Below are 26,208 nucleotides of genomic sequence, written 5' to 3' on the forward strand. Positions count from 1 at the left end.
GCCCAGATGCTCCTTCTACAGATGGCGCCGTCGGGTCGAGACGTGCCGTTCGTACAGCTCACGCGCCTTGACCGCGGACGCTCGGGTCGCGGTCTCGGCCACAGGAACATCCCACCAGGCCTGGGCCCCGGGCGCGCCCGACACAGTGTCGGCCGTTTCGGTCTCGACGTAGACACATGTGGGAGTGTCGGCGGCGCGTGCCTCGGTGAGCGCCGCGCGCAGTTCGCCCGCCGTCGCCGCGCGCAGCACGCGCATGCCGAGGCTGGCCGCGTTGGCGGCGAGGTCGACGGGGAGCGGGGCGCCGGTGAGGGTGCCGTCGGCCGCGGGGCGGCGGTAGGCGGTGCCGAAGCGTTCGCCGCCCACGGCCTCCGACAGGCCGCCGATGGAGGCGTACCCGTGGTTCTGCACCAGCAGGACCTTGATGGCGATGCCCTCCTGCACGGCGGTCACGATCTCCGTCGGCATCATCAGGTAGGTGCCGTCGCCGACCAGCGCCCACACATGGCGGTCCGGGGCGGCGAGTTTCACCCCGATGGCGGCGGGGATCTCGTAGCCCATGCAGGAGTAGCCGTACTCCAGGTGGTACTGGTCGCGGGAGCGGGTCCGCCACAGCCTGTGCAGGTCGCCGGGGAGCGAGCCGGCCGCGTTCACGATGATGTCGCTCCCGTCCACGAGCGCGTCGAGGGCGCCGATGACCTGTGTCTGGGTCGGGCGGGCGTCCGGGGCGGGGGCGGCGAAGCAGGCGTCGACGCGCCGCTCCCAGCGTTCCTTGCCCGCGGTGTACTCGGCGACGTAGGCGTCCGCGACCCGGTGCTCGTGCATCGCCAGCGCCTCGGTCAGCTCGCCCAGGCCGCTGCGGGCGTCGGCGACCAGGGGCAGCCCGGCCATCTTGTGGCCGTCGTAGGGCGCGATGTTGAGGTTCAGGAAGCGGACGTCCGGGCGCTCGAAGAGCGTGCCGGAGGCGGTGGTGAAGTCGGTGTACCGGGTGCCGGCGCCGATGACCAGGTCGGCGGTGCGGGCCAGTTCGTCGGCGGTCGCGGTGCCGGTGTGGCCGATGCCGCCGACGTCCTGCGGGTGGTCGTGGCGCAGGGAGCCCTTGCCGGACTGGGTGGAGGCGACCGGGATGCCGGTGGCCGCGGCGAACTCGGCGAGGGCGTCCTCGGCGCGGCTGTGGCGGACCCCGCCGCCCGCGACGACGAGGGGGCGCGCGGCCTCCCGGATCACCCGGACGGCCTCGGCCAGTTCGGTGGGGTCCGCGCCCGGACGGCGTACGGTCCACACCCGGTCGGCGAAGAACTCCACGGGCCAGTCGTACGCCTCGGCCTGCACGTCCTGGGGCAGGGCGAGGGTGACCGCGCCGGTCCCGGCCGGGTCGGTCAGCACCCGCACGGCCTGGAGGGCGCTCGGGATCAGGGCCTCGGGCCGGGTGATCCGGTCGAAGTAGCGCGACACCGGGCGCAGGGTGTCGTTGACCGACACGTCACCGGCGTGGGGGACTTCGAGCTGCTGGAGGACGGGGTCGGCGGGGCGGCCGGCGAAGACGTCGCCGGGCAGCAGGAGGACCGGGAGGTGGTTGACGGTGGCGAGGGCCGCGCCGGTGACGAGGTTGGTGGCGCCGGGTCCGATGGACGTCGTCACCGCGTGCGTGGAGAGCCGGTTGGACTGGCGGGCGTGGCCGACGGCCGCGTGGACCATGGCCTGCTCGTTGCGGCCCTGGTGATAGGGCATCACGTCGGCGTACTCGACCAGTGCCTGGCCGATCCCGGCGACGTTGCCGTGGCCGAAGATGCCCCAGGTGGCGCCGATCAGCCGCTGCCGCACGCCGTCGCGTTCGGTGTACTGGGCGGCGAGGAAGCGCACCAGCGCCTGGGCGACCGTGAGCCGCACCGTCGGGGTCATCGGTAGCCCTCCGTGTGCTCGGGGTGGAAGCGGATCAGCCACTCCCGGGTCCGGCCGGGTCCGGCCATGACGTTGAGGTAGTACATGGCGTGGCCGGGCTGGGCGATCGACGGGCCGTGCCAGCCGTCGGGGACGAGGACGGCGTCGCCGCTGCGGACCTCGGCGAGGACGTCGCTGCCGCCCTCGCGCGAGGGCGACACCCGCTGGTAGCCGAGGCCCTGGGGGCCGTCGATCTCGAAGTAGTAGATCTCCTCCAGCTCGGCCTCCTCCCCCGGCAGGTGCTCGTCGTGCTTGTGCGGCGGGTACGACGACCAGTTGCCGCCCGGGGTGACCACCTCGACGGCGATCAGCCGGTCGCAGTCGAACCCCTTCGTGCCGGGGCCGGGGGCGGCGGCGAAGCCCCGCACCTCGCGGGCGCAGGTGCCGCTGCCGCGCTGTTCGACGGATACCTCCGGCGCGGGGCCGTAGCGGGCGGGGAGTCGTCGCTCGCACTTCGCTCCTGCCAGGGCGAAGCGGCCTCCCGCGCCGGAGGCGATCTGGACCCGGGTGTCCCGGGGGGCGTACGCGAAGTCGGAGACGTCCGCGAACACGCTTTCCCGGCCCAGGAGTTGAAATTCGCTGTCCGCGATTCGCACCGTACATCCGCCTTGCAGCGGAAGCACGGTCCATTCGCTGTCCCCCGTGGTGAACGTATGGGTACCGCCCGGTGCCAGTTCCACGACGCGCAGGGAGCAGTACGTCCAGCCGGCCCGGTCCGGGCCGATGTCGAGGGCGTACGGGCCGTTCGCGGTGGCGCCCCTGGGCAGATGCAGGTCGGTACGGGTCATGCGGCCCTCACAGCAGTCCTACGGCGGTGTCCACGGCGGCGGCCACGTCGCCGTCCGCCGGGTACAGCAGTGCGCGGCCGGCCACCAGGCCGCGCACGGTGGGCAGGCGGAGCGCGCCGCGCCACTTCTCGTGGGCGCCGCTCCGGCCGCCGGGCGGGTCGTCGGTGTCGCCGCCGAGCAGGACGGCCGGCAGGGTCGTGGTCTCCATGACCCGGGCCATGTCGTCGGGGTGCTCGGTGACGGGGACCTTCAGCCAGGTGTAGGCCGAGGTGCCGCCGAGCCCGGAGGCGATGGCGAGGGACCGGGTGACGGCCTCGGCGGACAGGTCGTTGCGCAGCCGTCCGTCCGGGCCGCGCCGGCTGAGGAACGGCTCGACGAAGACGGGCAGCCGGCGCGCGGCCATGGCGTCGACGGCGCGGGCGGCGGACTCCAGGGTGGCCAGCGAGCCGGGGTCGTCGTAGTCGATGCGCAGCAGCAGTTTGCCGGCGTCGAAGCCGAGGCGCTGGAGGTCCTCGGGGCGGTGGCCGGTGAAGCGGTCGTCCAGTTCGAAGCGCGCGCCCTGGAGGCCGCCGCGGTTCATGGAGCCGATGACGACCTTGTGGTCCAGGGCGCCGAGCAGCAGCAGGTCGTCCAGGACGTCGGCGGTGGCGAGCACGCCGTCGACGCCGGGCCGGGACAGCGCCAGGCACAGCCGCTCCAGCAGGTCGGCGCGGTTGGCCATGGCGAGCCCGCGGCCGCCGACGCCGAGGGCGCCGCGGGCGGGGTGGTCGGCGGCGACGATCATCAGCCGGCCGCTCTCGCCCAGCAGCGGCCGTCTGGGCCGGCGGGCGGCGGCCTCGGCTATGGCCTCGGGGTGGCGGGCGCGGGTGTGGGCGAGGGCGGAGACATCGACGCGGGGGCGGCCGCCGGGCGCGCCGGGCGCCGTCACCGGACCGCTCCGGCGGCGAGGGCGGCGGTGATCTCGTCCGGGGTGGGCATCGCGGAGGAGCACTCCAGCCGGGAGGCGACGATGGCGCCGGCCGCGTTGGCGTGGCGCATGACGGTCTCCAGGTCCCAGCCGGAGAGCAGTCCGCGGCAGAGCGAGCCGCCGAACGCGTCCCCGGCGCCGAGGCCGTTGAGGACGGTGACGGGCAGCGGCGGCACCTCGGCGGCCTCTCCGTCGCGGGTGAGGGCGAGGACGCCCCCGGGGCCCTGTTTGACGACGGCGGTCTCGGCTCCGGCGGCCAGCAGCGCGCGGGCGGCCGCGAGGGGTTCACGCACCCCGGTGGCGACCTCGACCTCGTCCAGGTTGCCGACGGCCACGGTGGCGTGCCGCAGGGCCTCGGCGTAGAAGGGGCGGGCGGACTCCGGGTCGCGCCAGAACATCGGGCGCCAGTCGAGGTCGAAGACGGTCGTGCCGGACCGCGCGCGGTGGGCGAGGGCGGCGAGGGTGGCCGTGCGGCTGGGCTCCTCGCTGAGACCGGTGCCGGTGACCCAGAAGACACGGGCGTCGCGGACGGCGTCCAGGTCGAGTTCGCGGGTCTCGATCTCCAGGTCGGGGGCCTTGGGGCGGCGGTAGAAGTAGAGCGGGAAGCGGTCGGGCGGGAAGACCTCGCAGAAGGTGACCGGGGTGGGCAGGCCGGGGACGGCGGTGACCCAGCGGTCGTCGACGCCGAAGCCGCGCAGGGCCTCGTGGAGATAGGCGCCGAACGGATCGTCACCGGTCCGGGTGATGACGGCGGTGCGCAGGCCGAGCCGGGCGGCGGCGACCGCGACGTTGGCCGCCGAGCCGCCGAGGAACTTGCCGAAGGAGGACACCTGGGCGAGCGGCACGCCGGTCTGCAGCGGGTAGAGGTCCACTCCGATCCGCCCCATGGTGATCAGGTCGTGCGCCATCGCCTTCCCTTCGTCACACCGTCATGACGCCGCCCGGCCGCCATGGCCTCGCCACGGCGGCCCGTCCCGGCCGTCATGGCCGTTCCCGGCTTCCATGACCCTTCCCGGATTCCGGGACTCCTCCCGTCCTCCGTGGCTCTTCCCGGCTTTCTAGTCCTGCCCGCGGAGCCCTGTCAATGTTTTGTCCGGACATTCGGACGAGACCTTGACACCCTTTCCGGGGCGCCGCACCCTGGCGGCCATGACGTCGTTGTCACCGTCCTCGCTCTCCCGGATCCGGATCGGATCGGCGCCCGACTCGTGGGGTGTGTGGTTCCCGGACGATCCCCGGCAGGTCCCCTGGCGGCGCTTCCTCGACGAGGTCGCGGCCTCCGGCTACGAGTGGATCGAGCTGGGCCCCTACGGCTATCTCCCGACCGATCCGGCGGTGCTCACCGAGGAGACCGCCCGGCGTGGCCTGAAGGTGTCGGCCGGCACGGTCTTCACCGGTCTGCACCACGGCCCGGCCGTGTGGGACGCGACCTGGGAGCACGTCTCGTCCGTCGCCGCGCTGACCCGGGACATGGGCGCCCGGCACCTGGTCGTCATCCCCTCGTTCTGGCGGGACGACCGCACGGGCCGGGTGCTGGAGCCGTCGGAGCTGACCCCGGAGCAGTGGCGGCACCTCACCTCGCTGACCGAGCGCCTGGGGCGGGAGGTGCGTGAACGGTACGGCCTCACGATCGTCGTCCACCCGCACGCCGACACCCACATCGACGGCGAGGAGAACGTGGCCCGGTTCCTCGACGGCACCGACCCGGACCTGGTGTCGCTGTGCCTGGACACCGGGCACTACGCGTACTGCGGCGGGGACAGCGTCAGGCTCATCGAGACCTACGGGGAGCGGATCGGCTATCTGCACCTCAAGCAGGTGGACCCGGAGATCCTGGCCGGGGTCCGCGCGGCCGGCACCCCGTTCGGCCCGGCGGTCGCGCGGGGCGTGATGTGCGAGCCGCCCACCGGGGTGCCGGCGCTGGGGCCGGTGCTGGAGGCGGCGGGACGGCTGGACGCCGATCTGTTCGCGATCGTCGAGCAGGACATGTACCCGTGCGATCCCGACGCGCCGCTGCCGATCGCCCGCCGCACCCGGGCGTTCCTGAGGTCCTGCGGGGCATGAGGTCCGGTGGGGCGTGACGTCCTGACGTCCCGCCGGGCCGCTCGTCAACTCGCCCCGCCCTGTTCCCGGTGAACTCCTCCGCTGCGGTTCTGTCACAAACACCCCCTTCCTGTCACACATGTCGCGCCTACGCGGGCTGCGCGTCACACCCGGTCGACAGCCGCTGTCCCGCCGTCACTCTGTGTCGTTCACCGGGCACAGGCATGGTGATCGCCAGCGCAGCGCCCGGTCCCCCGACGGCCGCCCCACGGCCGCCCCCGCGGCGCGCGCAGGGAGGTGCAGCGCATGACCGACCGAAGGCTCTGGTCCTACAAGGAGATCGCGGCACACATCCGGGTGCAGACCGACACCGTCCGCTCCTACCGCAAGCACGGGCTGCTCCCGCCGCCCGACCACGTGGAGGGCGGCAAGCCCTACTGGTACGCGGACACCGTCCGCGCCTGGGTGGCCTCCCGGCCGGGCAACAGAGCCCGCAGAGACGACTGACCCCCGGCGCCCGTCCCGTGACGGGCGGCCCCCGGGCGCCCGCTCCCCGACGGCCGGCCCGCGCGGCCCGCTCCCCCGGACCGGGTCAGCTCCAGGGCTCGACGACCGTCACCCCCTCCCCCGGCGCGGTGCCCATCGCCGCCAGGGCCTCCGGGACCGCGTCCAGCGGGATCGTCCGCGTCACGAGCAGTTCGGGGCGCAGCACGCCGGAGGAGACCAGGTCCAGCATGCCCGGGTAGGCGTGCGCGGCCATGCCGTGGCTGCCGAGGAGTTCGAGCTCCAGGGCGACGGCCCGGGCCATGGGGACCGGGGTGGTGCCGTCGGCGGACGGCAGCAGGCCGACCTGGACGTGGCGGCCCCGGCGGCGCAGCGAGGCGACGGAGGCCGCGCAGGTGGCGGGCGAGCCGAGGGCGTCGAGGGAGAGATGGGCGCCGCCGCCGGTGAGTTCGCGGACCGCGGCGGCGGTGTCGGGCGCGGCCGCCGCGTCCACGCAGGCCGCCGCGCCGAACCGGCTCGCCAGTTCCAGGGCCCGGGGCGACACGTCGACGGCGACCACCCGGGCCCCGGCGGCCGCCGCGATCATGACGGCGGACAGTCCGACCCCGCCGCAGCCGTGCACGGCGACCCACTCCCCGGCGGCCGCCCGCCCCCGCGCCACGACCGCGCGGAAGGCGGTGGCGAAGCGGCAGCCGAGGGCGGCCGCGGTGGCGTACGCCATCCCGTCGGGGATCGCGACGAGGTTGACGTCGGCGTGGTCGAGGGCGACGAACCCGGCGAAGGAGCCCCAGTGGTGGAAGCCGGGCTGGGTCTGGCGCTCGCACACCTGCTGGTCGCCGGCCGCGCAGGACGGGCAGGTGCCGCAGGCGCAGACGAAGGGCACCGTGACGCGGTCGCCGGGCCGCCGGCCGGTCACCCGGTCGCCCACCGCCTCGACGGTTCCGGCGAGTTCGTGTCCGGGCACGTGCGGCAGGGTGATGTCGGGGTCGTGGCCCATCCAGCCGTGCCAGTCGCTGCGGCACAGCCCGGTCGCCTCGACCCGCACCACCACCCCGTGCCTCGCGGGCACCGGGTCGGGCACCTCGCGCACCTCGGCCGGCTTCCCGTACGCGTCGAACACCACGGCTCTCATACCCCCGACCCTTCCCGGCGGGCCGCCCCCGCACCCCTCCCGGACCCCCTCCCGGCAGGCACGCGCCGACCGCTCCGGCCGCGGCGCGCCGGATCCTTCGGAGCCGTCGAACTGCACCAAAGGGCGCGTCTGCATAAGGTGCGGGATAAATCACCCAGCAGGAGCCGAGGAAGCCCGAAGGGGACCCGACGTGAGCCACTCTCCGCCGCCCGGCAGGCCGAAGGCCCGCATTCCCGGCCCGCAGCAGCCCCTGCCGCCGTACCCCCGCATCGGCGCGGGCCTGTGGCGGCGGTGTCTGCACGCCGGGCTCGTCCTGTGGGCGCTGGCCGCGGTGACGGCGTACGTGACGCGGAGTCCGGCCCCGCTGCCGGCGCTGATCCTGCTGAGCGGCCTGCTGGCCCCCGTCGTCTTCGTGCTGTGGGCGTACGAGCGGCACGGCCGCGATCTGGGGGTCAGCGCGGTGCTCGGCTGCTTCCTGGCCGGGGGCGTTCTCGGCGTGCTGGGCGCGGCGCTGACGGAGCCTTACCTGCTCCACCCCTCCCTGGAGATGTTCCTCGGCGCCGGACTGGCCGAGGAGGCGGCCAAGCTCGGGGCGCTGGTGTTCGCGCTGCGCCGGATGCCGGGGATCCGCGGGACGCGGGCCGGGCTGGTGCTGGGCGGGGCCGTCGGTTTCGGGTTCGCGGCGCTGGAGAGCTGCGGGTACGCCTTCACGGCGGCCTTCTCGACCGGCGTGACGGACCTCAGGGCGCTGCTGGAGACGGAGATCCTGCGCGGGCTGCTCGCACCGTTCGGGCAGGCCCTGTGGACGGCGATCGCGGGCGGGGTGCTGCTCTCCTGCCGGCATCCCGCCGGGCGCTTCCGCTTCCCGCCGCCGGTGCTCGCGGCGTGGTTCGGGGTGGCCCTGCTGCACGCCCTGTGGGACTCCACGCACGGCATCGCGCTGTGGCTGGTGGCCCGGACCGCCGGCGCCGGTGTGGGGCGGGAGCTGTTCGCACAGGGGTACCTCGTGCAGCCCAGCGCGGCCCAGCAGCATCTGTTCGCCCTGTTCTCGGTGGCCGGACTGGCGCTCACCGCGCTGTCCGGCACCGTCTGGCTGAGGTCGCTGGCCTATCGGGCCCGGCTGTGGAGGAATACCCCCTAGGGGTATAGTGTCAGAAGAGTGGGACCCACCTCGGTCCCCGTGCACCACCGCAATCCCTACGCCCCGCCGAGGAGAACGACATGAGCGCCCAGACCGACACCCCCGGCTCCGTCACCGCCGTCTACCGGGTGAGCGGCATGAGCTGCGGCCACTGCGAGGGCTCCGTCTCCGGGGAGATCGCGGAGATCCCCGGCGTCAGCTCCGTGAAGGCCGTCGCCTCGACGGGTGAGGTGACGGTCGTCTCCGCCGCCCCGCTCGACGTGGAGGCCGTCCGCGCCGCCGTCGACGAGGCCGGGTTCGAGCTCACCGGCCAGGCCTGAGCACGCGAGCGCCCAGCCGCTTCCCTTTCCCGACCGGATCGCGCCGACCAGCTCATACTGGCTCCGTACGGTCCGGTCCGATGTCTGGAGTCCGGACATGACCAGCACCACCGCAGAAACGAAGACGGACACCGCGGGCACCCCCGCGACGGGCGGGAGCACGCCCGGGACCGGATCCGCGCCCGAGGCCTCCCGCGACGCGGGGCCCGTCATAGGCACCGCCGCCGAGGTCGAGCTGCTCATCGGCGGCATGACCTGCGCCTCCTGCGCCGCGCGCGTGGAGAAGAAGCTCAACCGCATGGACGGCGTGCACGCCACGGTCAACTACGCCACCGAGAAGGCGAAGGTCAGCTACGGCGCCGGGGTCCGGGTCGCCGACCTGATCGCCACCGTGGTGAAGACCGGCTACACCGCCGAGGAACCCCCGTCGCCCGTGCCCGTACCCGTGCCCGAGACGCCGCCGGCCGCCGGGGAGCCCGCCGGTTCCGCGCCGGCGCCGGACCCGGCGCTGGACGCCCTGCGCCACCGTCTGCTCGTCTCCGCGCTGCTCGCCGCGCCCGTGGTCCTGCTCTCCATGGTCCCGGCGCTCCAGTTCGACAACTGGCAGTGGCTCTGCCTCACCCTCGCGGCGCCCGTCGTCGTGTGGGGCGGATGGCCCTTCCACCGCGCCGCCTGGACCAACGCCCGGCACGGCGCGGCCACCATGGACACGCTCGTGTCGGTGGGCACGCTGGCCGCGTTCGGCTGGTCGCTGTGGGCGCTGTTCTTCGGCCACGCCGGGATGACCGGGATGCACGACGCGTTCCGGTTCACCGTCTCGCGGGCGGACTCCTCCTCCAGCCTCTATCTGGAGGTGGCCGCCGGGGTCGTCGCGCTGATCCTGCTGGGCCGCTGGCTGGAGGCCCGGTCCAAGCGCCGTGCGGGCGCGGCCCTGCGGGCGCTGATGGAGCTGGGCGCCAAGGACGTGACGGTGCTGCGGGACGGCCGGGAGACCCGGGTGCCCGTGGCCTCGCTGGCGGTCGGCGACCGGTTCGTCGTACGGCCCGGGGAGAAGATCGCCACCGACGGCACGGTCGTCGACGGGGTCTCCGCGGTGGACGCGTCCATGCTGACGGGCGAGTCGGTCCCGGTGGACGTCGGTCCCGGCGACCGGGTCACCGGCGCCACGGTCAACGCGGGCGGCCGGCTGGTCGTGGAGGCGGCCCGGATCGGCGCGGACACCCAGCTCGCCCGGATGGCACGGCTGGTGGAGGACGCGCAGAACGGCAAGGCCGAGGTGCAGCGGCTCGCGGACCGGATCTCCGCCGTCTTCGTGCCGGTGGTCATCCTGATCGCGCTCGGCACCTTCGGCGTCTGGCTGGGCGTCACCGGCGACACCGCCGCCGCTTTCACGGCCGCCGTGGCCGTCCTGATCATCGCCTGCCCCTGCGCGCTGGGCCTCGCCACGCCGACCGCCCTGATGGTCGGTACCGGCCGGGGCGCCCAGCTCGGCATCCTCATCAAGGGTCCCGAGGTGCTGGAGTCCACGCGCCGCGTCGACACGGTCGTCCTCGACAAGACCGGCACCGTCACCACCGGCCGGATGACGCTCCAGGAGGTCCACGTCGCCGAGGGCGAGGACGAGCGCGAGGTGCTGCGCCTCGCCGGCGCCCTGGAGCACGCCTCCGAGCACCCCGTCGCCCGCGCGATCGCCGCGGGGGCCGAGGAGCGCGTCGGGACGCTGCCGCCGGCCGAGCGGTTCGAGAACGTCCCCGGGCGGGGCGTGCGCGGACGCGTGGAGGGCCGTGAGGTGGCCGCCGGGCGCCTCTACGACACGTTGCCCGGGGAACTGGCCGAGGCGCGCTCCCGGGCCGAGCGGGAGGGCCGCACGGCCGTCGTGGTCGGCTGGGACGGCCGGGCGCGCGGGGTCCTCGCGGTCGCCGACGCGGTCCGGGAGACCAGCGCCGAGGCCGTGCGCGAGCTGCGCGCGCTCGGGCTCACCCCGGTCCTGCTGACCGGTGACAACCGGACGGTCGCCGAGGCGGTCGCGCGGGAGGTCGGCATCGACGAGGTGATCGCCGAGGTGCTGCCCGAGGACAAGGTGGACGTCGTACGGCGGCTGCGGAGCGAGGGGCGGACCGTGGCCATGGTCGGCGACGGCGTCAACGACGCGGCCGCGCTGGCCACCGCCGATCTGGGGCTGGCCATGGGGACCGGTACGGACGCGGCGATCGAGGCCGGCGATCTGACGCTGGTGCGCGGGGACCTCAGGGTGGCCGCCGACGCCATCCGGCTCTCCCGGCGCACCCTCGCGACCATCAAGGGCAATCTGGTGTGGGCGTTCGGCTACAACGTGGCCGCGCTGCCGCTGGCCGCGGCCGGTCTGCTGAACCCGATGATCGCGGGAGCGGCGATGGCCTTCTCCTCGGTGTTCGTCGTGACCAACAGCCTCCGGCTGCGCCGGTTCGGCTGACGGTCCCGGGAATCCGCGGGAAATTGCGGGATTCCGCGGCCGAAACCGGAGTCCCCCTGGAGTCGGGCGCGCGCCTCACATAAGCTCTTCACAAGGCTCGCGCATCTTCCTTACGCTCGAGTCCCCGGTCGCGGTACCGGGGCTCTTGCGCACTTAAGGGACATATGCAAGAGACGCAGATCACAGTGATGCGAACGTAACCATCGAAGGGGTTCGAAGGTCTAAGTTGGCGATGTCAGCACAGCGTCTTGGGGGGCGCCGGCTGGCATCTGGGGATGTCTTGGGGGACTTCTCCAGATGGGGATACCCCCGGTTCCGGCGGAGTCGAGAGCCTGGGGAGCGTTGCCGGGGCACGTACACCGGGGAGCTTTGAGCGGCCCTCCCAGCGTGCGTTGTCCCGGCAGATCGCATCGCATCACATGAGTACGGCGGGTCACTCCCGTCGTGCTCGGACAGCGGTTCAGGCGCTGTCTTCACCGAGCGCCCGGCCGGATCCCGTGGGGGGAATCCGTCACCGGGACATGGGAAGGCGCCCTGGTCGTCGGCCCGTGGGGGGACCGGCGCTCCAGGGCGCCTTCTGCTTTCCCCCGACGCCTCGCCCGCGCCCTGGCCGCCCCGCCTCCGCGCGTGGGCCCACAGGGCCTCCGTGCGGCCGCCCCGGCGTCCGGAAACGGCTCAGGGCCCGTCCCCCGGAAGGACAGGCCCTGGCGGTCGGCTCACCGGCGCCGGTACGGCGCCCGGCTCAGCGCTCCTCGACCGGCACGAAGTCGCGCTCGACGACACCCGTGTAGATCTGGCGCGGGCGACCGATGCGGGAACCCGGCTCCTTGATCATCTCGGTCCACTGGGCGATCCAGCCCGGCAGGCGGCCGAGGGCGAACAGGACCGTGAACATCTCGGTCGGGAAGCCCATGGCCCGGTAGATCAGACCCGTGTAGAAGTCGACGTTCGGGTAGAGGTTGCGCGAGACGAAGTAGTCGTCGGAGAGCGCGTGCTCCTCCAGCTTCAGCGCGATGTCCAGCAGCTCGTCGGACTTGCCGAGCGCGGAGAGGACGTCGTGCGCGGCGGCCTTGATGATCTTGGCGCGCGGGTCGAAGGACTTGTACACCCGGTGGCCGAAGCCCATCAGGCGGACGCCGTCCTCCTTGTTCTTCACCTTGCGGATGAAGGAGTCGACGTCGCCGCCGTTGGCCTGGATGCCTTCCAGCATCTCCAGCACCGACTGGTTGGCGCCGCCGTGCAGCGGGCCCCACAGCGCGTTGATGCCGGCCGAGATGGAGGCGAACATGTTGGCCTGCGAGGAGCCGACCAGGCGGACCGTGGAGGTCGAGCAGTTCTGCTCGTGGTCCGCGTGCAGGATCAGCAGCTTGTCGAGCGCCGAGACGACGACCGGGTCGAGCTCGTACTCCTGCGCGGGGACCGAGAAGGTCATGCGCAGGAAGTTCTCGACGTAGCCGAGGTCGTTGCGCGGGTAGACGAACGGGTGGCCGATCGACTTCTTGTAGGCGTAGGCCGCGATCGTCGGCAGCTTGGCCAGCAGGCGGATGGTGGAGAGGTCCCGCTGCTTCTCGTCGAACGGGTTGTGGCTGTCCTGGTAGAAGGTGGACAGCGCCGAGACGACCGAGGACAGCATGGCCATCGGGTGGGCGTCGCGGGGGAAGCCCTTGTAGAAGTTCTTGACGTCCTCGTGCAGCAGGGTGTGCCGCGTGATGTCGCCCTTGAACGTCGTCAGCTCGTCGACGGTCGGGAGTTCGCCGTTGATGAGCAGGTACGCCACCTCGAGGAAGGTGGAGCGCTCGGCGAGCTGCTCGATGGGGTAGCCGCGGTAGCGGAGGATGCCCGCCTCGCCGTCGAGGTAGGTGACCGCGGATTTGTAGGCGGCCGTGTTGCCGTACCCGCTGTCCAGCGTCACCAGCCCGGTCTGGGCGCGGAGCTTCCCGATGTCGAAGCCCTTGTCACCGACGGTGCTGTCGACCACCGGGTAGGTGTACTCGCCGTCGCCGTACCGCAGTACTACAGAGTTGTCGCTCACGTCATCCCTCACCGACGTTGTGCCTCTTCTTCGAGGTGCCCTGACTGTCTCTACCATCCCCCATTTGGCTCAGGAGAGTGCACTCGGGGTCGACCATTGGGCCCTTTGGCGGCACTCAGTGCCGTCAACCTGCATATCCTGCCCCCTCCGCGAGGGATCCGGAAGTGGTCTGTGACCTTCGCGACTCATTTGATCGATCATTTGGCCGCGAAGCCGCCCGCCGACTGCCGTGAAGCCCCCGGTCAGCGGCCGCGGAGCCTGAAGTCCAGTGCCGTGCACCGCCGTCCGGCCGACACCGTGCGCACGGCCTGCCCGATCGCCTTGCGTGATCCGACGAGCACGACGAGCTGCTTGGCCCGGGTCACCGCCGTGTACAGCAGGTTCCGTTGCAGCATCATCCATGCCCCTGTGGTGACGGGGATCACCACGGCAGGATATTCACTGCCCTGCGAACGGTGAATGGTCACGGCGTAGGCATGGGCCAGTTCGTCCAGTTCGTCGAAATCGTACGGAATTTCCTCGTCTTCGTCGGTCAGCACGGTGAGCCGCTGGTCGACCGGATCGAGTGAGGTGACCACGCCCACGGTGCCGTTGAAGACGCCGTTCGCCCCTTTGTCGTAGTTGTTGCGGATCTGGGTGACCTTGTCGCCGACGCGGAAGACCCGGCCGCCGAACCGCTTCTCCGGCAGCTCGGGCCGGGCGGGCGTGACGGCCTGCTGGAGCAGGCCGTTGAGGGTGCCGGCGCCGGCCGGGCCGCGGTGCATCGGGGCGAGCACCTGGACGTCCCGGCGCGGGTCGAGCCCGAACCGGGCCGGGATGCGGCGGGCGGCCACGTCCACGGTGAGCCGGCCGGCCGCCTCGGTGTCGTCCTCGACGAAGAGGAAGAAGTCCTTCATGCCGTCGGTCAGCGGGTGCTGCCCCGCGTTGATCCGGTGGGCGTTGGTCACCACGCCGGACTGCTGGGCCTGGCGGAACACCCGGGTCAGCCGGACCGCGGGGATCGGGCCGCCGTCCACCAGCATGTCCCGCAGCACCTCGCCCGCGCCGACGCTGGGCAGCTGGTCCACGTCCCCGACGAAGAGGAGGTGCGCGCCCGGCGGTACGGCCTTCACCAGTTTGTTGGCGAGCAGCAGGTCCAGCATCGAGGCCTCGTCGACGACCACCAGGTCGGCGTCCAGGGGGCGGTCGCGGTCGTAGGCGGCGTCGCCGCCGGGCTTCAGCTCCAGCAGCCGGTGCACGGTGGAGGCCTCGGCGCCGGTCAGTTCGGCCAGCCGCTTGGCGGCCCGGCCGGTGGGCGCGGCGAGCAGCACCTTGGCCTGGCGGGCGCGGGCCAGTTCCACGACGGAGCGGACCGTGAACGACTTTCCGCAGCCGGGCCCGCCGGTGAGCACGGCCACCCTCTCGGTGAGCGCGAGCCGTACGGCGGCCTCCTGCTCGGGGGCGAGCTCGGTGCCCGTACGGCCCTTCAGCCAGCCGAGCGCCCGGCCCCAGTCCACGTCCCGGAAGGCCGGCATCCGGTCCTCGTCGGTCCGCAGCAGGCGCAGCAGCTGGGCGGAGAGGGAGAGTTCGGCGCGGTGGAAGGGGACGAGGTAGACGGCGGTGACGGGTTCGCCGCCGTCGTCCGGTCCGGGCACCCGCTCGCGTACGACGCCGGGCTCCTCGCCCTCCTCCCCGGGCTCGGCGAGTTCGGCGAGGCACTCGATGACCAGGCCCGTGTCGACCTGGAGGAGTTTGACCGCGTCGGCGATCAGCCGCTCCTCGGGCAGGAAGCAGTGGCCCTGGTCGGCGGACTGGGAGAGGGCGTACTGCAGTCCCGCCTTCACCCGCTCGGGGCTGTCGTGCGGGATGCCGACGGACCGGGCGATCCGGTCGGCGGTGAGGAAGCCGATGCCCCAGACGTCGGTGGCGAGCCGGTAGGGGTGGTTCTTCACCACGGAGATGGAGGCGTCGCCGTACTTCTTGTAGATGCGCACGGCGATGGACGTGGACACCTCGACGGTCTGGAGGAAGAGCATGACCTCCTTGATCGCCTTCTGCTCCTCCCACGCGTCGGCGATCTTCTTGGTCCGCTTCGGCCCGAGCCCCGGCACCTCGACGAGCCTTTTCGGCTCCTCCTCGATGATCCTCAGGGTGTCCACGCCGAAGTGCTGGGTGATCCGGTCCGCGAAGACCGGCCCGATCCCCTTGACCAGTCCGGAACCGAGGTAGCGGCGGATGCCCTGGATGGTGGCGGGCAGCACGGTCGTGTAGTTCTCGACGTGGAACTGCTTGCCGTACTGGGGGTGGGAGCCCCACCGCCCCTCCATCCGCAGGGACTCCCCCGCCTGGGCGCCGAGCAGCGCGCCGACGACGGTCAGCAGATCGCCGGCGCCCCTGCCGGTGTCGACCCGGGCGACCGTGTAGCCGTTCTCCTCGTTGGCGTACGTGATGCGTTCCAGCACGCCTTCGAGTACGGCGAGCCGCCGCTCGCCCCCGGGCTCCGCCGCCTGTTGTGCCATGGGGTGACGGTACCGGTGCCCTGTGACAGGCCTACTCCCCCGGCTTCTTCAGCCCTTCGAGGAACAGGGCGAAGACGGGGGCGGGGAAATCGAGGGTGGCCCGGGCGGGCGCCTTGGAGTCGCGGACGGCGGTGCGGGTGGGGGTGGCGGCGATCTCCACGCATTCGTTGCCGTCGTCGGGGCCCGAGTAGGACGACTTCCGCCAGTTGTCCATGGGGTGCCTCACAGCTCTTTCGCCAGCCGGTTGATGAAGTCACGCGTCCGCTCGGGGTCGAGTGACGCGGCTTCCACCTTACGGAAACGCGTTCGAAAGGCGCCGAGTTGGGCTTCGGAGTCGATGAAGGCAGAGCCGTGCGGCACGTCGCGCACCACCGTGTCCAGCCTGGGAACGGGACCGCCCGCATAGGTCATGGTGCTGGCCGCTCTGGCGAAGCCGTCCAGATCGAAGGGGATGACGCGCACGGTGGCGTTGTCGGCTTCGGAGATGTCGAGCAGTTTGGCGAGTTGAGCCCTGGAGCCGGCACGGTCGCTGACTCGCATACGCAGCGCCGACTCATGGATCACCACCTCGTAAGGGACGGTGATCCGCTGCCCCTCCATCCGGTGCTGAACCCGCACATCAAGCTCCTGCGGGGTCAGTTCGGGAACACGAGCGGCGAAGACAGCGCGCGCGTAATCCTCCGTCTGCAGTAGGCCCGGCACATAGAGGATCGCGACATCGCGGCGGAACGAGGCGTGATGGTTCAGCTCGGACAGGTCCAGGAACGACGTCGGCAGCAGGCCCCGGTACTCCTCCCACCAGCCCCGCGTCCGATCGGTGGCCATGGAGACGAGTGCGGCGACGAGAACCTCGTCCACACACGCGTAGTGAGAAGCGAGGCGGCGCAGCCGATTCTCACTCACACCCGCGAGCGCGGACTCGATGTGGGTGATCTGCGCGGGGCTCACCCCGAGCAGCGCCGCGGCCTGGCGCGCGTTGAGCCCGGCCGCTTCACGAAGTCTGCGCAGTTCAGTGGCCAGGCGCATCTGACGTGCCGTTGCTTCACGCCTCAAAACTCTCGACCACCCCTAGGTGCAACACACCAGCAGACGCGACTCGTTCGGGGTCAGAATACGCGACCGGCTTGCCGCATCTATAGATTTAGATCTACCGTCAGTGACGCAACGCACACGCAGCGGAAGCGCACCGATCCGTCCTGCCACGACGGCCACGGCAATGCCACCACGCGTCGAACCCCATCCCACTTCAATGGAGTTGCTGCCGTATGCCCGAAACGGAATCGTGGGAGTACTCCCTCCACATCCCCAACGACCTGCGCGCCGTCACCATCAGCCGCCGCACCCTGCGCCTGATCCTGACCATGCACGGACTGATCGGCCTGGTGGACGTCGCCGAACTGGTCGCGACGGAGCTGGTCTCCAACGCCGTACGGCACACCAAGGGCCCCGCCGCCCTCCGCGTGCGCTGGTCACCGCCGGGCACGCTGCGGATCGGGGCGTGGGACGCGGACCCCGAACCGCCCGGGCCGGCGCCGTCGACGCGGGGGCGGGAACTGGAGGAGCTGGAGCAGGGACGGGGGCTGGCGCTGGTGCGGGCCTGTTCCGCGGAGTGGGGCTGGTACGCGCTGGCCGCGGGTGGCAACCGGGGCAAGTACGTCTGGTGCGAACTGGCGGCCGCGTGAGCGCCGACCTGGTTCACTGCCCAGGTGGCTGATGAACTGGACATCATCGCGTTCGAGTCCGCCGGGGCGTTCGAGGACTGGCTGGGCGAGCATCACTCCTCCTCGCCGGGGATCTGGCTGAAGCTCAGGAAGAAGGCACCCGGGGTCGTGGCCCTGGACTACCCGCAGGCTCTCGACGTGGCGCTCTGCCACGGCTGGATCGACGGGCAGAAGCGCGGGCTCGACGACGAGTACTGGTTGCAGCGGTTCACGCCGCGCACGTCGAGGAGCCGGTGGTCGAAGGTCAACCGCGGCAAGGTGGCGGCCCTCGTCGAGCAGGGCCGCATGCGGCCGGCGGGACTCGCCGAGGTCGAGCGCGCCAAGGCGGACGGCCGCTGGGAGGCCGCGTACGAGGGGGCGCGAACCGCCTCGGTGCCGGACGACCTGGCCGAGGCCCTCGCGGCGAACCCCGCCGCCGCGGAGTCCTTCGCCGCGCTGGACAGCCAGAACCGCTACTCGATCCTGTACCGCGTGCAGGACGCCAAGAGGCCCGAGACCCGGGCCCGGCGGATCGAGAAGTACGTCACGATGCTGGCCGAGGGCGGGAAGCCGCACCCCTGAGAACACCTCGCCCCTCCGCCGGCACCGGCGGTTGGATCCCCCGGGCCGCCCCGAGGGGCTCGGATGGCGGGGGTGATGCCGCCGGGCTACGTTGCGAAGGCATCTTTCGCAGGGGGCGGGAGAGGGAGACCCTGATGCCGAACGCGGCGCGTATCGATGTCCACACGCATGTGGTGCCCCCGTTCTGGGGCGAGGCGCTGCCGAGCCACGGTGGAGACCCGTCGGGCTGGGCCACCCCCTCCTGGAGCCCCGAGGCGCACCTGGCGTACATGGACGACCAGCAGATCGCCACCAGCGTCCTGTCGCTGACCGCGCCCAGCGTCGTCGGGTGGGAGGGCCAGGGGCGCCTGGACATGGCCCGCCGGGTCAACGAGTACGTGGCCGGCCTGGTCTCCCGGCATCCGGACCGGTTCGGGAACTTCGCGACCGTTCCGCTGCCGGACGTCGAGGGCGCCGTGGCCGAGGCCGAGTACGCGCTGGACGAGCTGGGCGCCGACGGCGTCGTGCTCCTGAGCAACTACGAGGGCGCCTACCTGGGCGACCCGAAGTACACGCCGCTGTGGGACGCGCTGAACCGGCGGTCGGCCGTGGTGTTCATCCATCCGGGCCACCCCCTCATCCCGCTCCTGGCGGACGTGCCCGGCCCGCTCGTGGACTATCCGTTCGACACCACCCGGACCGCGGTGCAGATGGTGTTCGCGGGCGTGCTGGACCGGTTCCCGGACGCGAAGGTCATCCTGTCCCACGCGGGCGGGTTCGTCCCCTACGCCGTGATGCGGTTCTGCGAGCTGCAGCCGGCCCTCGACCCCGACGGGCCCACCACCGAGCAGCTGCTGGCGAAGTTCAGGCGCTTCTACTTCGACACCGCGCTGTCCTCCGGGCCGGACGCCTTCCCCAGCTTCCTCGCCTTCGCCGATCACGAACGCATCCTCTTCGGCAGCGACTTCCCCTATGCCCCCGCGCCCGTCGCGGCCGCCTTCAACCGGCTCCTGGACACGAACAGCGGCCTGACGGACGCGCAGAAGACCGCCTTCGACCACGGCAACGCCAAGAAGGTCTTCACCCGTCTCGCCTGACGAGGGCGGACGTACCGGACGCCGCGTCCGTCGGTCCGGTCGGCCCGGACGCGCCGATGCCCCGCACCGTTGGTGCGGGGCATCGCGGCAGCGCTGGGGTGAAGGTGCGTCCGGTCCTGCCCGGTCAGCGGGCGAGGCGCGGGAAGAGCTTCTCGGCGTTGCCCCGGTCGATGGCTTCGGCCTGGCCCGGGGTGAAGTCCGGGTAGGTCTCCAGGAAGTGGTTGTAGTAGCTGCCCGCCTCCTGCGGAGCGAACGGCCAGTCGCTGCCGTAGAGGACATGGCCGGGCTCGGCGAAGGCGAGGAGGGCCGGCAGGGCGGAGGGGCTCGCGGACAGCGCGGTGTCGAAGTAGAAGCGCTTCAGGTCGCGCAGGATGTCCTCGGCCTTGCGGTCGCGGTCGACGACCGTGGAGGTCAGACCGGTGAAGCGGTAGGCCGCGTACGGCAGGAAGCCGCCGCCGTGGGAGAGGATCACCCGCACGTTGCGGTACCGGTCCATGACCCCGTTGAGCACCATGTTGAGCGCGGTGCGGGTGGTGTCGAAGACGTAGTCGGCGAGCGGGGCCGGGGTGCCCGGCAGCAGCGTCATCGGCGGCTGCGCGGGGTGGACGAAGACATTGGCCGAACGGCGGTCCAGCTCGGCCCACAGCGGCTCGAAGTCCGCGTCGCCGAGGTACTTGCCGTGGGCGTTGGACATCAGGACCACACCGTCGGCGCCGAGGACGTCGAGCGCGTGGACGGCCTCGGCGACGGCGGCGTCGACGTCGGGCAGCGGGATGCTCGCGAAGTGGCCGAAGCGGTCCGGGTGGTCCTTGACGACCTCGGCGCCGTACTCGTTGACCGCGCGGGCGAGGTCGCGGGCATCCTTGTCGTCACCGAGGTGGATGCCGGGCGAGGTGACGGACATGACGCCGGTGGCGATGCCCTGCTCGTCCATCATCGCGATCGCGCTCTCGGGGCTCCAGGCCGGGATGGCCCAGCCGCCGGAGTTCAGACCGCGCGCGGCCAGGGTCTCGGCCCAGACCGGCGGCACGATGTGGTTGTGGACGTCGATGCGTGCGGGGAAGTCCATGACTTCTAGCCTCCTAAAGCTTAGCTTGCTAACGACTTCATTTAGTAAGCTAACAGTCATGCGAGAGATGAGCAAGCACGAAGTGGGTGACCTCCAGGGCGCGGGCGCCGACGAGGCGGGCGTGAGGGAGCTGGCGCAGGCCGCTGACCGGCTGTTCTATGCCATGCGCCGCTCCCGGGCGGCCACCATGGGCCGCTCCGGGGCCGGGCTGTCCATGGCGCAGGCCACACTGCTGGAGCCCCTCGCCACGGACGCCAGGAGCGACGGGCTCGCGGTCGGCAAGCTCGCCGTCGCCGCCGAGGTCAGCGTTCCGACCGCCACGCGCATGCTCAAGCAGCTCGAAGCGGCCGGCATGGTCACGCGGGAGCGCTCCCCGCACGACGAGCGCCTGGTCCTCATCCGCCTCACCCCGGACGGCGCCCAGCGGCTCGCGGCCATGCGGGCGGAACTCCGGGTGCGTCAGGCCGAGGCGTTGTCGCACTTCACGCCCCAGGAACGTCACGCGCTCGCCGCACAGCTCCAGCGCCTCGCCGCCGTCATCGGCGACACCGTCCCCCAGTCCGGCGAGGGGTAGACCGCACCGCGGCGGCCCACCACGGCTCCCGCGGCCGCCCCGCGCACCCCCGCGGGCCGCGAGGAGAGACGCGCCGGCGCAGGACCGGCGCGGCGGCATCCGCGCGCCAAAAGCCGGTGCGTCGCGAGCGCCGGGCGCCCTACGCTCTGGCCCCATGGACGGCGGCGCAGAGCGACTTGAACGGCTGGGGGCGCAACACGCGCCCGCACTGCTGGAGTTCGAGCGCGTGAACCGGGCGTACTTCGCCCGGTCGATCTCGGACCGCGGCGACGCGTACTTCCGGGAGTTCACCGCCCGGCTCCACGCGCTGCTCGCCGAACAGGACGCCGGGATCTGCCACTTCCACGTCGTCACCGACGCCCGGGGCGAGCTGATCGGACGCGTCAACCTCGTGGACGTGGCGGACGGCGCCGCCGAACTCGGGTACCGGATCGGTGAGCGTTCCGCGGGGCGGGGCGTCGCCACGCGCGCCGTCGCCGAGGTGTGCCGGCTCGCCGCCGCGTCGTACGGACTCTCCGCCCTGACCGCGATGACCACCCTCGGCAACACCGCCTCGCGCACGGTCCTCGCGCGCAACGGGTTCACCGTGACCGGAGACACCGAGATCAAGGGACAGCCCGCACTCCGCTACCGGCGGTGGCTGGACGGAGCCCTCCGGGACCGTCCGCTCATCTGAGCGCACCTCATCACAATCCGGTCTCAGCGATTGATTTCTGCCCGTGTAATCGATTCCAATCCTCCGTACACGTCGATGAAATCGATTCCACAAGGAGGTGGAGCCGAGGATGGCGAGCATCAAGGACGTCGCCGCAGCCGCAGGCGTGTCCGTCGCCACGGTGTCCCGGGTGCTGAACGAGCACCCGTCGGTCAGCGCGGACGCACGGGCACGTGTGCTGGGCGCCGTGAAGGCACTGGGGTACCGGCCGAACGCCGTCGCCCGGTCCCTGCGCACCGACCAGACCCGTACCCTCGGCCTGGTCATCAGCGACGTGCTGAACCCGTACTTCACCGAGCTGGCCCGCTCCGTCGAGGAGGAGGCCCGCGCCCTCGGCTACAGCGTGATCATCGGCAACGCCGACGAGCGGCCCGATCTGCAGGACCACCACATCCGGACCCTGCTGGACCGCAGGATCGACGGGCTGCTGGTCTCCCCCGCCGACGGCACCTCCCCGCTGCTGGAGGACGCGGCGCGCGGGGGCACCCCGATGGTGTTCGTGGACCGGTGGATCCCGGGCCTGGACGTCCCCGTCGTACGGTCCGACGGCCGTGCCGCCGTGCGGGACCTGGTCGCGCACCTGTGCGCCCTCGGGCACCGGCGTCTCGCCATCATCGCGGGACCGGGCAGCACCACGACCGGCAGCGAGCGCGTCGAGGCCTTCCGCGAGGCGATGGCGGCCCACGGGCTCGGTCTCCCGGACGCCTACATCGGCCAGGGCGACTTCCAGGCCGCCAGCGGCCGCCGGGTCACCGAGGGGTTCCTCGACCTGCCGGAGCCGCCCGAGGCGGTCTTCGCGGCCGACAACCTGATGGCGCTCGGCGCGCTGGACGCGATCCGCGCCCGCGGGCTGCGCGTCCCGGAGGACATCGCGCTCGCCGCGTTCGACGACATCCCGTGGTTCGTGCACACCGATCCGCCGGTCACGGCGATCGCCCAGCCGACGGGCGAGCTGGGCCGGGCCGCCGTACGGGCCCTGGTGGCCCGGATCGAGGGCCGGGCCCCGGAGTCCGCCGCCTTCCCCGCCAGGCTCGTCGTGCGCCGCTCGTGCGGTGAGCCGCTCGCCTCCGGGCCTCCCACCCAGGCCCCCTCCGGGATCCCCTTCGAGTCCCCCGCCCCCTCACCCTCCTCCCCATCCCCATCCCCCTCCCAGTCCCCCTCCCCAGTGCAAAGGAGCACGTCGTGAGCGACCCGGATGAGTTGCTGCGCATCGAGGGCATACGGAAAGCCTTCCCGGGCGTGGTCGCGCTGGACGGCGTCGACTTCGACCTGCGCCGGGGCGAGGTCCACGTACTGCTCGGCGAGAACGGCGCCGGAAAGAGCACCCTGATCAAGACGCTCTCCGGTGCCCACACCCCCGACGCGGGGCGGATCCTCGCCGGCGGCGAGGAAGTGCGCATCCAGGGCGCGCAGGACGCCGAACGCCTCGGGATCGCCACGATCTACCAGGAGTTCAACCTGGTCCCCGATCTGACGGTCGCCGAGAACATCTTCCTGGGCCGCCAGCCGCGCCGCCTCGGGATGATCGACCGCAAGAGGATGGAGGCGGACGCGGAGGTCCTCCTCGCCCGGGTGGGCGTCGACGTGTCGCCCCGGGCGCGGGTGCGTGAGCTCGGCATCGCGCGCCTGCAGATGGTGGAGATCGCCAAGGCGCTGAGCCTCGACGCACGCGTCCTGATCATGGACGAGCCGACCGCCGTGCTCACCTCGGAGGAGGTGGAGAAGCTCTTCGCCATCGTGCGCGCCCTGCGCGAGGACGGCGTCGGCATCGTGTTCATCACCCACCACCTGGAGGAGATCGCCGCGCTCGGCGACCGGGTCACCGTGATCCGGGACGGCCGCAGCGTCGGCCAGGTCCCGGCCTCCACCCCCGAGGACGAGCTGGTCCGGCTGATGGTGGGCCGCTCCATCGAGCAGCAGTACCCGCGCGAACGGCCCGCCGGGCAGGGCGAGCCCCTGCTCCGCGTGGAGGGGCTCACCCGCGGCGGCGTGTTCCACGACGTGAGCTTCGAGGTGCGCGCCGGCGAGGTCGTCGGCGTGGCCGGGCTGGTCGGCGCGGGCCGTACCGAGGTGGTCCGGGCCGTGTTCGGCGCCGACCCCTACGACGCGGGGACCGTCACCGTCTCCGGCACCGGGCTGCGGCGCGGCGACGTGAACGCGGCGATGACCGCCGGGATCGGGCTGGTGCCCGAGGACCGCAAGGGCCAGGGCCTGGTGCTGGACGCCTCCGTGGCGGAGAACCTGGGCCTGGTGACCATGCGGTCCGCGACCCGGGCCGGGCTGGTCGACCGCAAGGCGCAGCACACCGCGGCCGAGCGGATCGCCACGCAGCTCGGGGTGCGCATGGCGGGCCTCGGCCAGCATGTGCGGACCCTGTCCGGCGGCAACCAGCAGAAGGTCGTCATCGGCAAGTGGCTGCTGGCCGACACCAAGGTGCTGATCCTCGACGAGCCGACGCGCGGCATCGACGTCGGCGCCAAGGTCGAGATCTACCAGCTGATCAACGAGCTGACGGCCCAGGGCGCCGCCGTCCTGATGATCTCCAGCGACCTGCCCGAGGTGCTCGGCATGAGCGACCGGGTGCTGGTGATGGCGCAGGGCCGGATCGCGGGCGAACTCACCGCGGACGAGGCCACCCAGGACGCCGTCATGGCGCTCGCCGTCAGTACCCCCACCACCGAAGCCGTGAACACCATCACCGAGAAGGAGGGCCCCCGTGGCCACTGACACGCTCAAGAGCACGACGGGCGCGGGTGCCCCGGGCGGCCTGCGCCGTCTGCTCCTCGACAACGGCGCGCTGACCGCGCTGATCGTCCTCGCCGTCGCCCTGTCGGCGCTGTCCGGCGACTTCCTGACGACGGACAACCTGCTCAACATCGGCGTCCAGGCCGCCGTGACGGCGATCCTCGCCTTCGGTGTGACGTTCGTGATCGTCGCGGCGGGCATCGACCTGTCGGTCGGCTCGGTGGCCGCGCTCACCTCGACCGTGCTGGCCTGGAGCGCCACGCAGTCCGGGATGCCGGTCGTGCTCGCCGTGGTCCTCGCCATAGCCACCGGCGTCGGCGCGGGCCTGGTCAACGGCTTCCTGATCGCCTACGGCAAGCTGCCGCCGTTCATCGCGACGCTGGCCATGCTGTCGGTGGCGCGCGGTCTGTCCCTGGTGATCTCCGGCGGTGTCCCGATCACCTTCCCGGCCTCGGTCTCGCACCTCGGTGACACCCTCGGCGGCTGGCTGCCGGTGCCCGTCCTGGTCATGGTGGCCATGGGGCTGCTCGCGGCGCTGGTGCTGGGCCGTACCTACATCGGCCGCTCGATGTACGCGATCGGCGGCAACGAGGAGGCCGCGCGGCTGTCGGGCCTGCGGGTCAAGCGGCAGAAGCTCGCCATCTACGCCCTGTCCGGCGTGTTCGCGGCCGTCGCGGGCATCGTGCTCGCCGCCCGGCTGGGCTCCGCGCAGCCGCAGGCCGCCGACGGCTACGAGCTGGACGCCATCGCCGCGGTCGTCATCGGCGGCGCCTCCCTCGCGGGCGGCACCGGCAAGGCGTCGGGCACCTTCGTCGGCGCGCTGATCCTCGCGGTGCTCCGCAACGGCCTCAACCTGCTGAACGTGTCGGCCTTCTGGCAGCAGGTCGTGATCGGTGTCGTCATCGCGCTGGCGGTGCTGCTCGACGCGGTGCGCCGCAAGGCCGGGGCGACCCCGGTGACGGCCGGCGCGGGCGGCCCCAAGGGCAAGCAGGCGGCGACGTACGGTCTCGCGGCCGTGGTCACGGTGGCCGTCGTCGGCGCGACCTCCTTCCTGCACAGCGGCTCGGCGTCCTCGGCGAACCCGAAGATGGGCCTGTCGCTGTCGACCCTCAACAACCCGTTCTTCGTGCAGATCCGCTCGGGCGCCCAGGCCGAGGCCAAGAAGCGCGGCGTGGACCTGACCGTCACGGACGCCCAGAACGACGCCTCCCAGCAGGCCAACCAGCTGCAGAACTTCACCAGCTCCAGGCTCGGCGCGATCATCGTCAACCCGGTGGACTCCGACGCGGCCGGCAACTCGGTGAAGGCCGCCGACAAGGCCGGCATCCCGGTCGTCGCCGTCGACCGCGGCGTCAACAAGGCCTCCATCGACGCGCTGATCGCCTCCGACAACGTCGCGGGCGGTGAGCTGGCGGCCAGGTCGATCGGCGAGAAGCTGGGCGGCAAGGGGAAGATCGTCATCCTCCAGGGCCAGGCGGGCACCTCCGCCGCCCGTGAGCGCGCGGCCGGCTTCGCCAAGGGCCTCAAGGCCTTCCCGGGCATCAAGGTGGTCGCCCAGCAGCCCGCCGACTTCGACCGCACCAAGGGCCTGGACGTCATGTCCAACCTGCTCCAGGCGCACCCCGACGTCCAGGGCGTCATCGCCGCGAACGACGAGATGGCCCTCGGCGCGATCAAGGCGCTCGGTTCCAAGGCGGGCAGGTCGGTGGCGGTCGTCGGCTTCGACGGCACCCCGGACGGACTGACCGCGGTCAAGGGCGGCACGCTGTACGCGTCGGTCGCGCAGCAGCCGAGCCAGCTCGGCCGGATCGCCGTGGACAACGCCCTGGAGGCGGTGCACGGCAAGAAGGTCCAGCCGATGGTGAAGGTGCCCGTGAAGGTCGTCACGAAGCAGAACGTGGCGGGCTTCACCGGCTGACGGCGCGCAGGGGC

The 26,208-nt window shown here is 72.3% G+C and carries 23 protein-coding genes; 13 read left to right on the plus strand and 10 right to left on the minus strand.

All coding sequences use genetic code 11. The features are described 5' to 3' along the window. Positions 1 to 15 precede the first annotated feature (15 nt). From iolD to iolC, 4 genes are read right to left on the minus strand one after another with little or no spacing between them, the layout of a single operon-like run. Complete coding sequence (gene iolD / locus ACIPRD_RS27005) at positions 16 to 1,899, minus strand: 3D-(3,5/4)-trihydroxycyclohexane-1,2-dione acylhydrolase (decyclizing) (protein WP_356397113.1); 1,884 nt, start codon at positions 1,897 to 1,899, stop codon at positions 16 to 18. Then, positions 1,896 to 2,726, minus strand: coding sequence for a 5-deoxy-glucuronate isomerase (gene iolB / locus ACIPRD_RS27010; protein ID WP_356397110.1), 831 nt, complete (start codon positions 2,724 to 2,726; stop codon positions 1,896 to 1,898). Before iolB ends, iolD begins: the two co-directional genes overlap by 4 nt. Positions 2,727 to 2,733: 7 nt before the next feature. Next, positions 2,734 to 3,654, minus strand: coding sequence for a deoxyribose-phosphate aldolase (locus ACIPRD_RS27015; protein WP_356397107.1), 921 nt, complete (start codon positions 3,652 to 3,654; stop codon positions 2,734 to 2,736). Then, the gene (iolC, locus tag ACIPRD_RS27020) at positions 3,651 to 4,601 is read right to left on the minus strand and encodes a 5-dehydro-2-deoxygluconokinase (protein WP_356397104.1); all 951 of its coding nucleotides are present in this window, start codon (positions 4,599 to 4,601) and stop codon (positions 3,651 to 3,653) included. Before iolC ends, ACIPRD_RS27015 begins: the two co-directional genes overlap by 4 nt. A 241-nt stretch (positions 4,602 to 4,842) precedes the next feature. On the opposite strand from iolC, the gene ACIPRD_RS27025 reads away from it, so the two are divergent. Further along, positions 4,843 to 5,757 carry a sugar phosphate isomerase/epimerase gene (locus ACIPRD_RS27025; protein WP_356397101.1) on the plus strand — a complete coding sequence of 305 codons (915 nt, stop codon included), beginning with the start codon at positions 4,843 to 4,845 and terminating at the stop codon, positions 5,755 to 5,757. 285 nt (positions 5,758 to 6,042) lie between these two features. Further along, positions 6,043 to 6,243: a MerR family transcriptional regulator gene (locus ACIPRD_RS27030; protein WP_356397098.1), complete on the plus strand. Its 201-nt coding sequence runs from the start codon at positions 6,043 to 6,045 to the stop codon at positions 6,241 to 6,243. 85 nt (positions 6,244 to 6,328) lie between these two features. Here the strand turns inward: ACIPRD_RS27030 and ACIPRD_RS27035 are convergent, their stop codons facing one another. After that, complete coding sequence (locus ACIPRD_RS27035; RefSeq protein ID WP_401566700.1) at positions 6,329 to 7,372, minus strand: zinc-dependent alcohol dehydrogenase family protein; 1,044 nt, start codon at positions 7,370 to 7,372, stop codon at positions 6,329 to 6,331. A gap of 190 nt (positions 7,373 to 7,562) precedes the next feature. Here ACIPRD_RS27035 and ACIPRD_RS27040 point away from each other — a divergent pair, with 190 nt between their 5' ends. The 3 genes from ACIPRD_RS27040 (at position 7,563) to ACIPRD_RS27050 (ending at position 11,285) form a co-directional block, all read left to right on the plus strand. Next, on the plus strand, positions 7,563 to 8,513 hold the full coding sequence (locus tag ACIPRD_RS27040; protein ID WP_401566703.1) for a PrsW family intramembrane metalloprotease: 951 nt from the start codon (positions 7,563 to 7,565) through the stop codon (positions 8,511 to 8,513). Positions 8,514 to 8,593: 80 nt separating this feature from the next. Next, positions 8,594 to 8,833 (plus strand): heavy-metal-associated domain-containing protein, encoded by a 240-nt coding sequence (locus ACIPRD_RS27045; RefSeq protein ID WP_356397089.1) that lies wholly within the window; start codon positions 8,594 to 8,596, stop codon positions 8,831 to 8,833. Between the two features lie 97 nt (positions 8,834 to 8,930). Beyond that, positions 8,931 to 11,285: a heavy metal translocating P-type ATPase gene (locus ACIPRD_RS27050; RefSeq protein WP_401566707.1), complete on the plus strand. Its 2,355-nt coding sequence runs from the start codon at positions 8,931 to 8,933 to the stop codon at positions 11,283 to 11,285. 742 nt (positions 11,286 to 12,027) lie between these two features. Here ACIPRD_RS27050 and ACIPRD_RS27055 read toward each other — a convergent pair. The 4 genes from ACIPRD_RS27055 to ACIPRD_RS27070 form a co-directional block, all read right to left on the minus strand. Further along, on the minus strand, positions 12,028 to 13,317 hold the full coding sequence (locus ACIPRD_RS27055) for a citrate synthase (RefSeq protein WP_356397083.1): 1,290 nt from the start codon (positions 13,315 to 13,317) through the stop codon (positions 12,028 to 12,030). Positions 13,318 to 13,559: 242 nt separating this feature from the next. Next, the gene (locus ACIPRD_RS27060; RefSeq protein WP_401566710.1) at positions 13,560 to 15,815 is read right to left on the minus strand and encodes an ATP-dependent RecD-like DNA helicase; all 2,256 of its coding nucleotides are present in this window, start codon (positions 15,813 to 15,815) and stop codon (positions 13,560 to 13,562) included. Positions 15,816 to 15,846: 31 nt separating this feature from the next. Beyond that, positions 15,847 to 16,029 (minus strand): DUF397 domain-containing protein, encoded by a 183-nt coding sequence (locus ACIPRD_RS27065; RefSeq protein WP_401566713.1) that lies wholly within the window; start codon positions 16,027 to 16,029, stop codon positions 15,847 to 15,849. 8 nt (positions 16,030 to 16,037) lie between these two features. Continuing rightward, positions 16,038 to 16,841, minus strand: a complete 804-nt coding sequence (locus tag ACIPRD_RS27070; RefSeq protein WP_401566716.1) for a helix-turn-helix domain-containing protein — start codon at positions 16,839 to 16,841, stop codon at positions 16,038 to 16,040. A gap of 239 nt (positions 16,842 to 17,080) precedes the next feature. Here ACIPRD_RS27070 and ACIPRD_RS27075 point away from each other — a divergent pair, with 239 nt between their 5' ends. The 3 genes from ACIPRD_RS27075 (at position 17,081) to ACIPRD_RS27085 (ending at position 19,173) form a co-directional block, all read left to right on the plus strand. Then, the gene (locus ACIPRD_RS27075; protein ID WP_356397071.1) at positions 17,081 to 17,497 is read left to right on the plus strand and encodes an ATP-binding protein; all 417 of its coding nucleotides are present in this window, start codon (positions 17,081 to 17,083) and stop codon (positions 17,495 to 17,497) included. A gap of 24 nt (positions 17,498 to 17,521) precedes the next feature. Continuing rightward, complete coding sequence (locus ACIPRD_RS27080; protein ID WP_401566719.1) at positions 17,522 to 18,097, plus strand: YdeI family protein; 576 nt, start codon at positions 17,522 to 17,524, stop codon at positions 18,095 to 18,097. Positions 18,098 to 18,231: 134 nt separating this feature from the next. After that, entirely contained in the window at positions 18,232 to 19,173 is a 942-nt protein-coding gene (locus ACIPRD_RS27085) for an amidohydrolase family protein (protein WP_401566721.1), read from the plus strand. Between the two features lie 124 nt (positions 19,174 to 19,297). On the opposite strand, the gene ACIPRD_RS27090 is transcribed toward ACIPRD_RS27085, so the two are convergent. Beyond that, positions 19,298 to 20,242, minus strand: coding sequence for an amidohydrolase family protein (locus tag ACIPRD_RS27090; RefSeq protein WP_401566724.1), 945 nt, complete (start codon positions 20,240 to 20,242; stop codon positions 19,298 to 19,300). A gap of 58 nt (positions 20,243 to 20,300) precedes the next feature. Between ACIPRD_RS27090 and ACIPRD_RS27095 the strand changes: the two genes are divergently transcribed. From ACIPRD_RS27095 to ACIPRD_RS27115, 5 genes are all read left to right on the plus strand, one after another. Beyond that, entirely contained in the window at positions 20,301 to 20,816 is a 516-nt protein-coding gene (locus ACIPRD_RS27095) for a MarR family winged helix-turn-helix transcriptional regulator (protein ID WP_401566726.1), read from the plus strand. A gap of 154 nt (positions 20,817 to 20,970) precedes the next feature. Further along, positions 20,971 to 21,492: a GNAT family N-acetyltransferase gene (locus tag ACIPRD_RS27100; protein ID WP_401566729.1), complete on the plus strand. Its 522-nt coding sequence runs from the start codon at positions 20,971 to 20,973 to the stop codon at positions 21,490 to 21,492. Between the two features lie 109 nt (positions 21,493 to 21,601). Then, positions 21,602 to 22,717, plus strand: coding sequence for a LacI family DNA-binding transcriptional regulator (locus tag ACIPRD_RS27105; protein WP_401566732.1), 1,116 nt, complete (start codon positions 21,602 to 21,604; stop codon positions 22,715 to 22,717). After that, entirely contained in the window at positions 22,714 to 24,258 is a 1,545-nt protein-coding gene (locus ACIPRD_RS27110) for a sugar ABC transporter ATP-binding protein (RefSeq protein WP_356397053.1), read from the plus strand. The genes ACIPRD_RS27105 and ACIPRD_RS27110 overlap by 4 nt, the downstream gene beginning before the upstream one ends. Then, positions 24,248 to 26,194, plus strand: a complete 1,947-nt coding sequence (locus ACIPRD_RS27115) for a substrate-binding domain-containing protein (protein WP_356397051.1) — start codon at positions 24,248 to 24,250, stop codon at positions 26,192 to 26,194. The genes ACIPRD_RS27110 and ACIPRD_RS27115 overlap by 11 nt, the downstream gene beginning before the upstream one ends. Positions 26,195 to 26,208 lie beyond the last annotated feature (14 nt).

Origin of the sequence: Streptomyces sp. NPDC090108 (assembly GCF_044747185.1) — a bacterium.
GTDB lineage: Bacteria > Actinomycetota > Actinomycetes > Streptomycetales > Streptomycetaceae > Streptomyces.

Coding starts and splice junctions, on each gene's coding strand:
- iolB (WP_356397110.1), bottom strand. CDS start 2,726: ATGACCCGTACCGACCTGCATCTGCCCAGGGGCGCCACCGCGAACGGC.
- ACIPRD_RS27065 (WP_401566713.1), bottom strand. CDS start 16,029: ATGGACAACTGGCGGAAGTCGTCCTACTCGGGCCCCGACGACGGCAAC.
- ACIPRD_RS27085 (WP_401566721.1), top strand. CDS start 18,232: ATGCCGAACGCGGCGCGTATCGATGTCCACACGCATGTGGTGCCCCCG.
- ACIPRD_RS27030 (WP_356397098.1), top strand. CDS start 6,043: ATGACCGACCGAAGGCTCTGGTCCTACAAGGAGATCGCGGCACACATC.
- ACIPRD_RS27025 (WP_356397101.1), top strand. CDS start 4,843: ATGACGTCGTTGTCACCGTCCTCGCTCTCCCGGATCCGGATCGGATCG.
- iolC (WP_356397104.1), bottom strand. CDS start 4,601: ATGGCGCACGACCTGATCACCATGGGGCGGATCGGAGTGGACCTCTAC.
- ACIPRD_RS27100 (WP_401566729.1), top strand. CDS start 20,971: ATGGACGGCGGCGCAGAGCGACTTGAACGGCTGGGGGCGCAACACGCG.
- ACIPRD_RS27060 (WP_401566710.1), bottom strand. CDS start 15,815: ATGGCACAACAGGCGGCGGAGCCCGGGGGCGAGCGGCGGCTCGCCGTA.
- ACIPRD_RS27105 (WP_401566732.1), top strand. CDS start 21,602: ATGGCGAGCATCAAGGACGTCGCCGCAGCCGCAGGCGTGTCCGTCGCC.
- ACIPRD_RS27075 (WP_356397071.1), top strand. CDS start 17,081: ATGCCCGAAACGGAATCGTGGGAGTACTCCCTCCACATCCCCAACGAC.
- ACIPRD_RS27035 (WP_401566700.1), bottom strand. CDS start 7,372: ATGAGAGCCGTGGTGTTCGACGCGTACGGGAAGCCGGCCGAGGTGCGC.
- ACIPRD_RS27045 (WP_356397089.1), top strand. CDS start 8,594: ATGAGCGCCCAGACCGACACCCCCGGCTCCGTCACCGCCGTCTACCGG.
- ACIPRD_RS27070 (WP_401566716.1), bottom strand. CDS start 16,841: ATGCGCCTGGCCACTGAACTGCGCAGACTTCGTGAAGCGGCCGGGCTC.
- ACIPRD_RS27090 (WP_401566724.1), bottom strand. CDS start 20,242: ATGGACTTCCCCGCACGCATCGACGTCCACAACCACATCGTGCCGCCG.
- ACIPRD_RS27050 (WP_401566707.1), top strand. CDS start 8,931: ATGACCAGCACCACCGCAGAAACGAAGACGGACACCGCGGGCACCCCC.
- iolD (WP_356397113.1), bottom strand. CDS start 1,899: ATGACCCCGACGGTGCGGCTCACGGTCGCCCAGGCGCTGGTGCGCTTC.
- ACIPRD_RS27095 (WP_401566726.1), top strand. CDS start 20,301: ATGCGAGAGATGAGCAAGCACGAAGTGGGTGACCTCCAGGGCGCGGGC.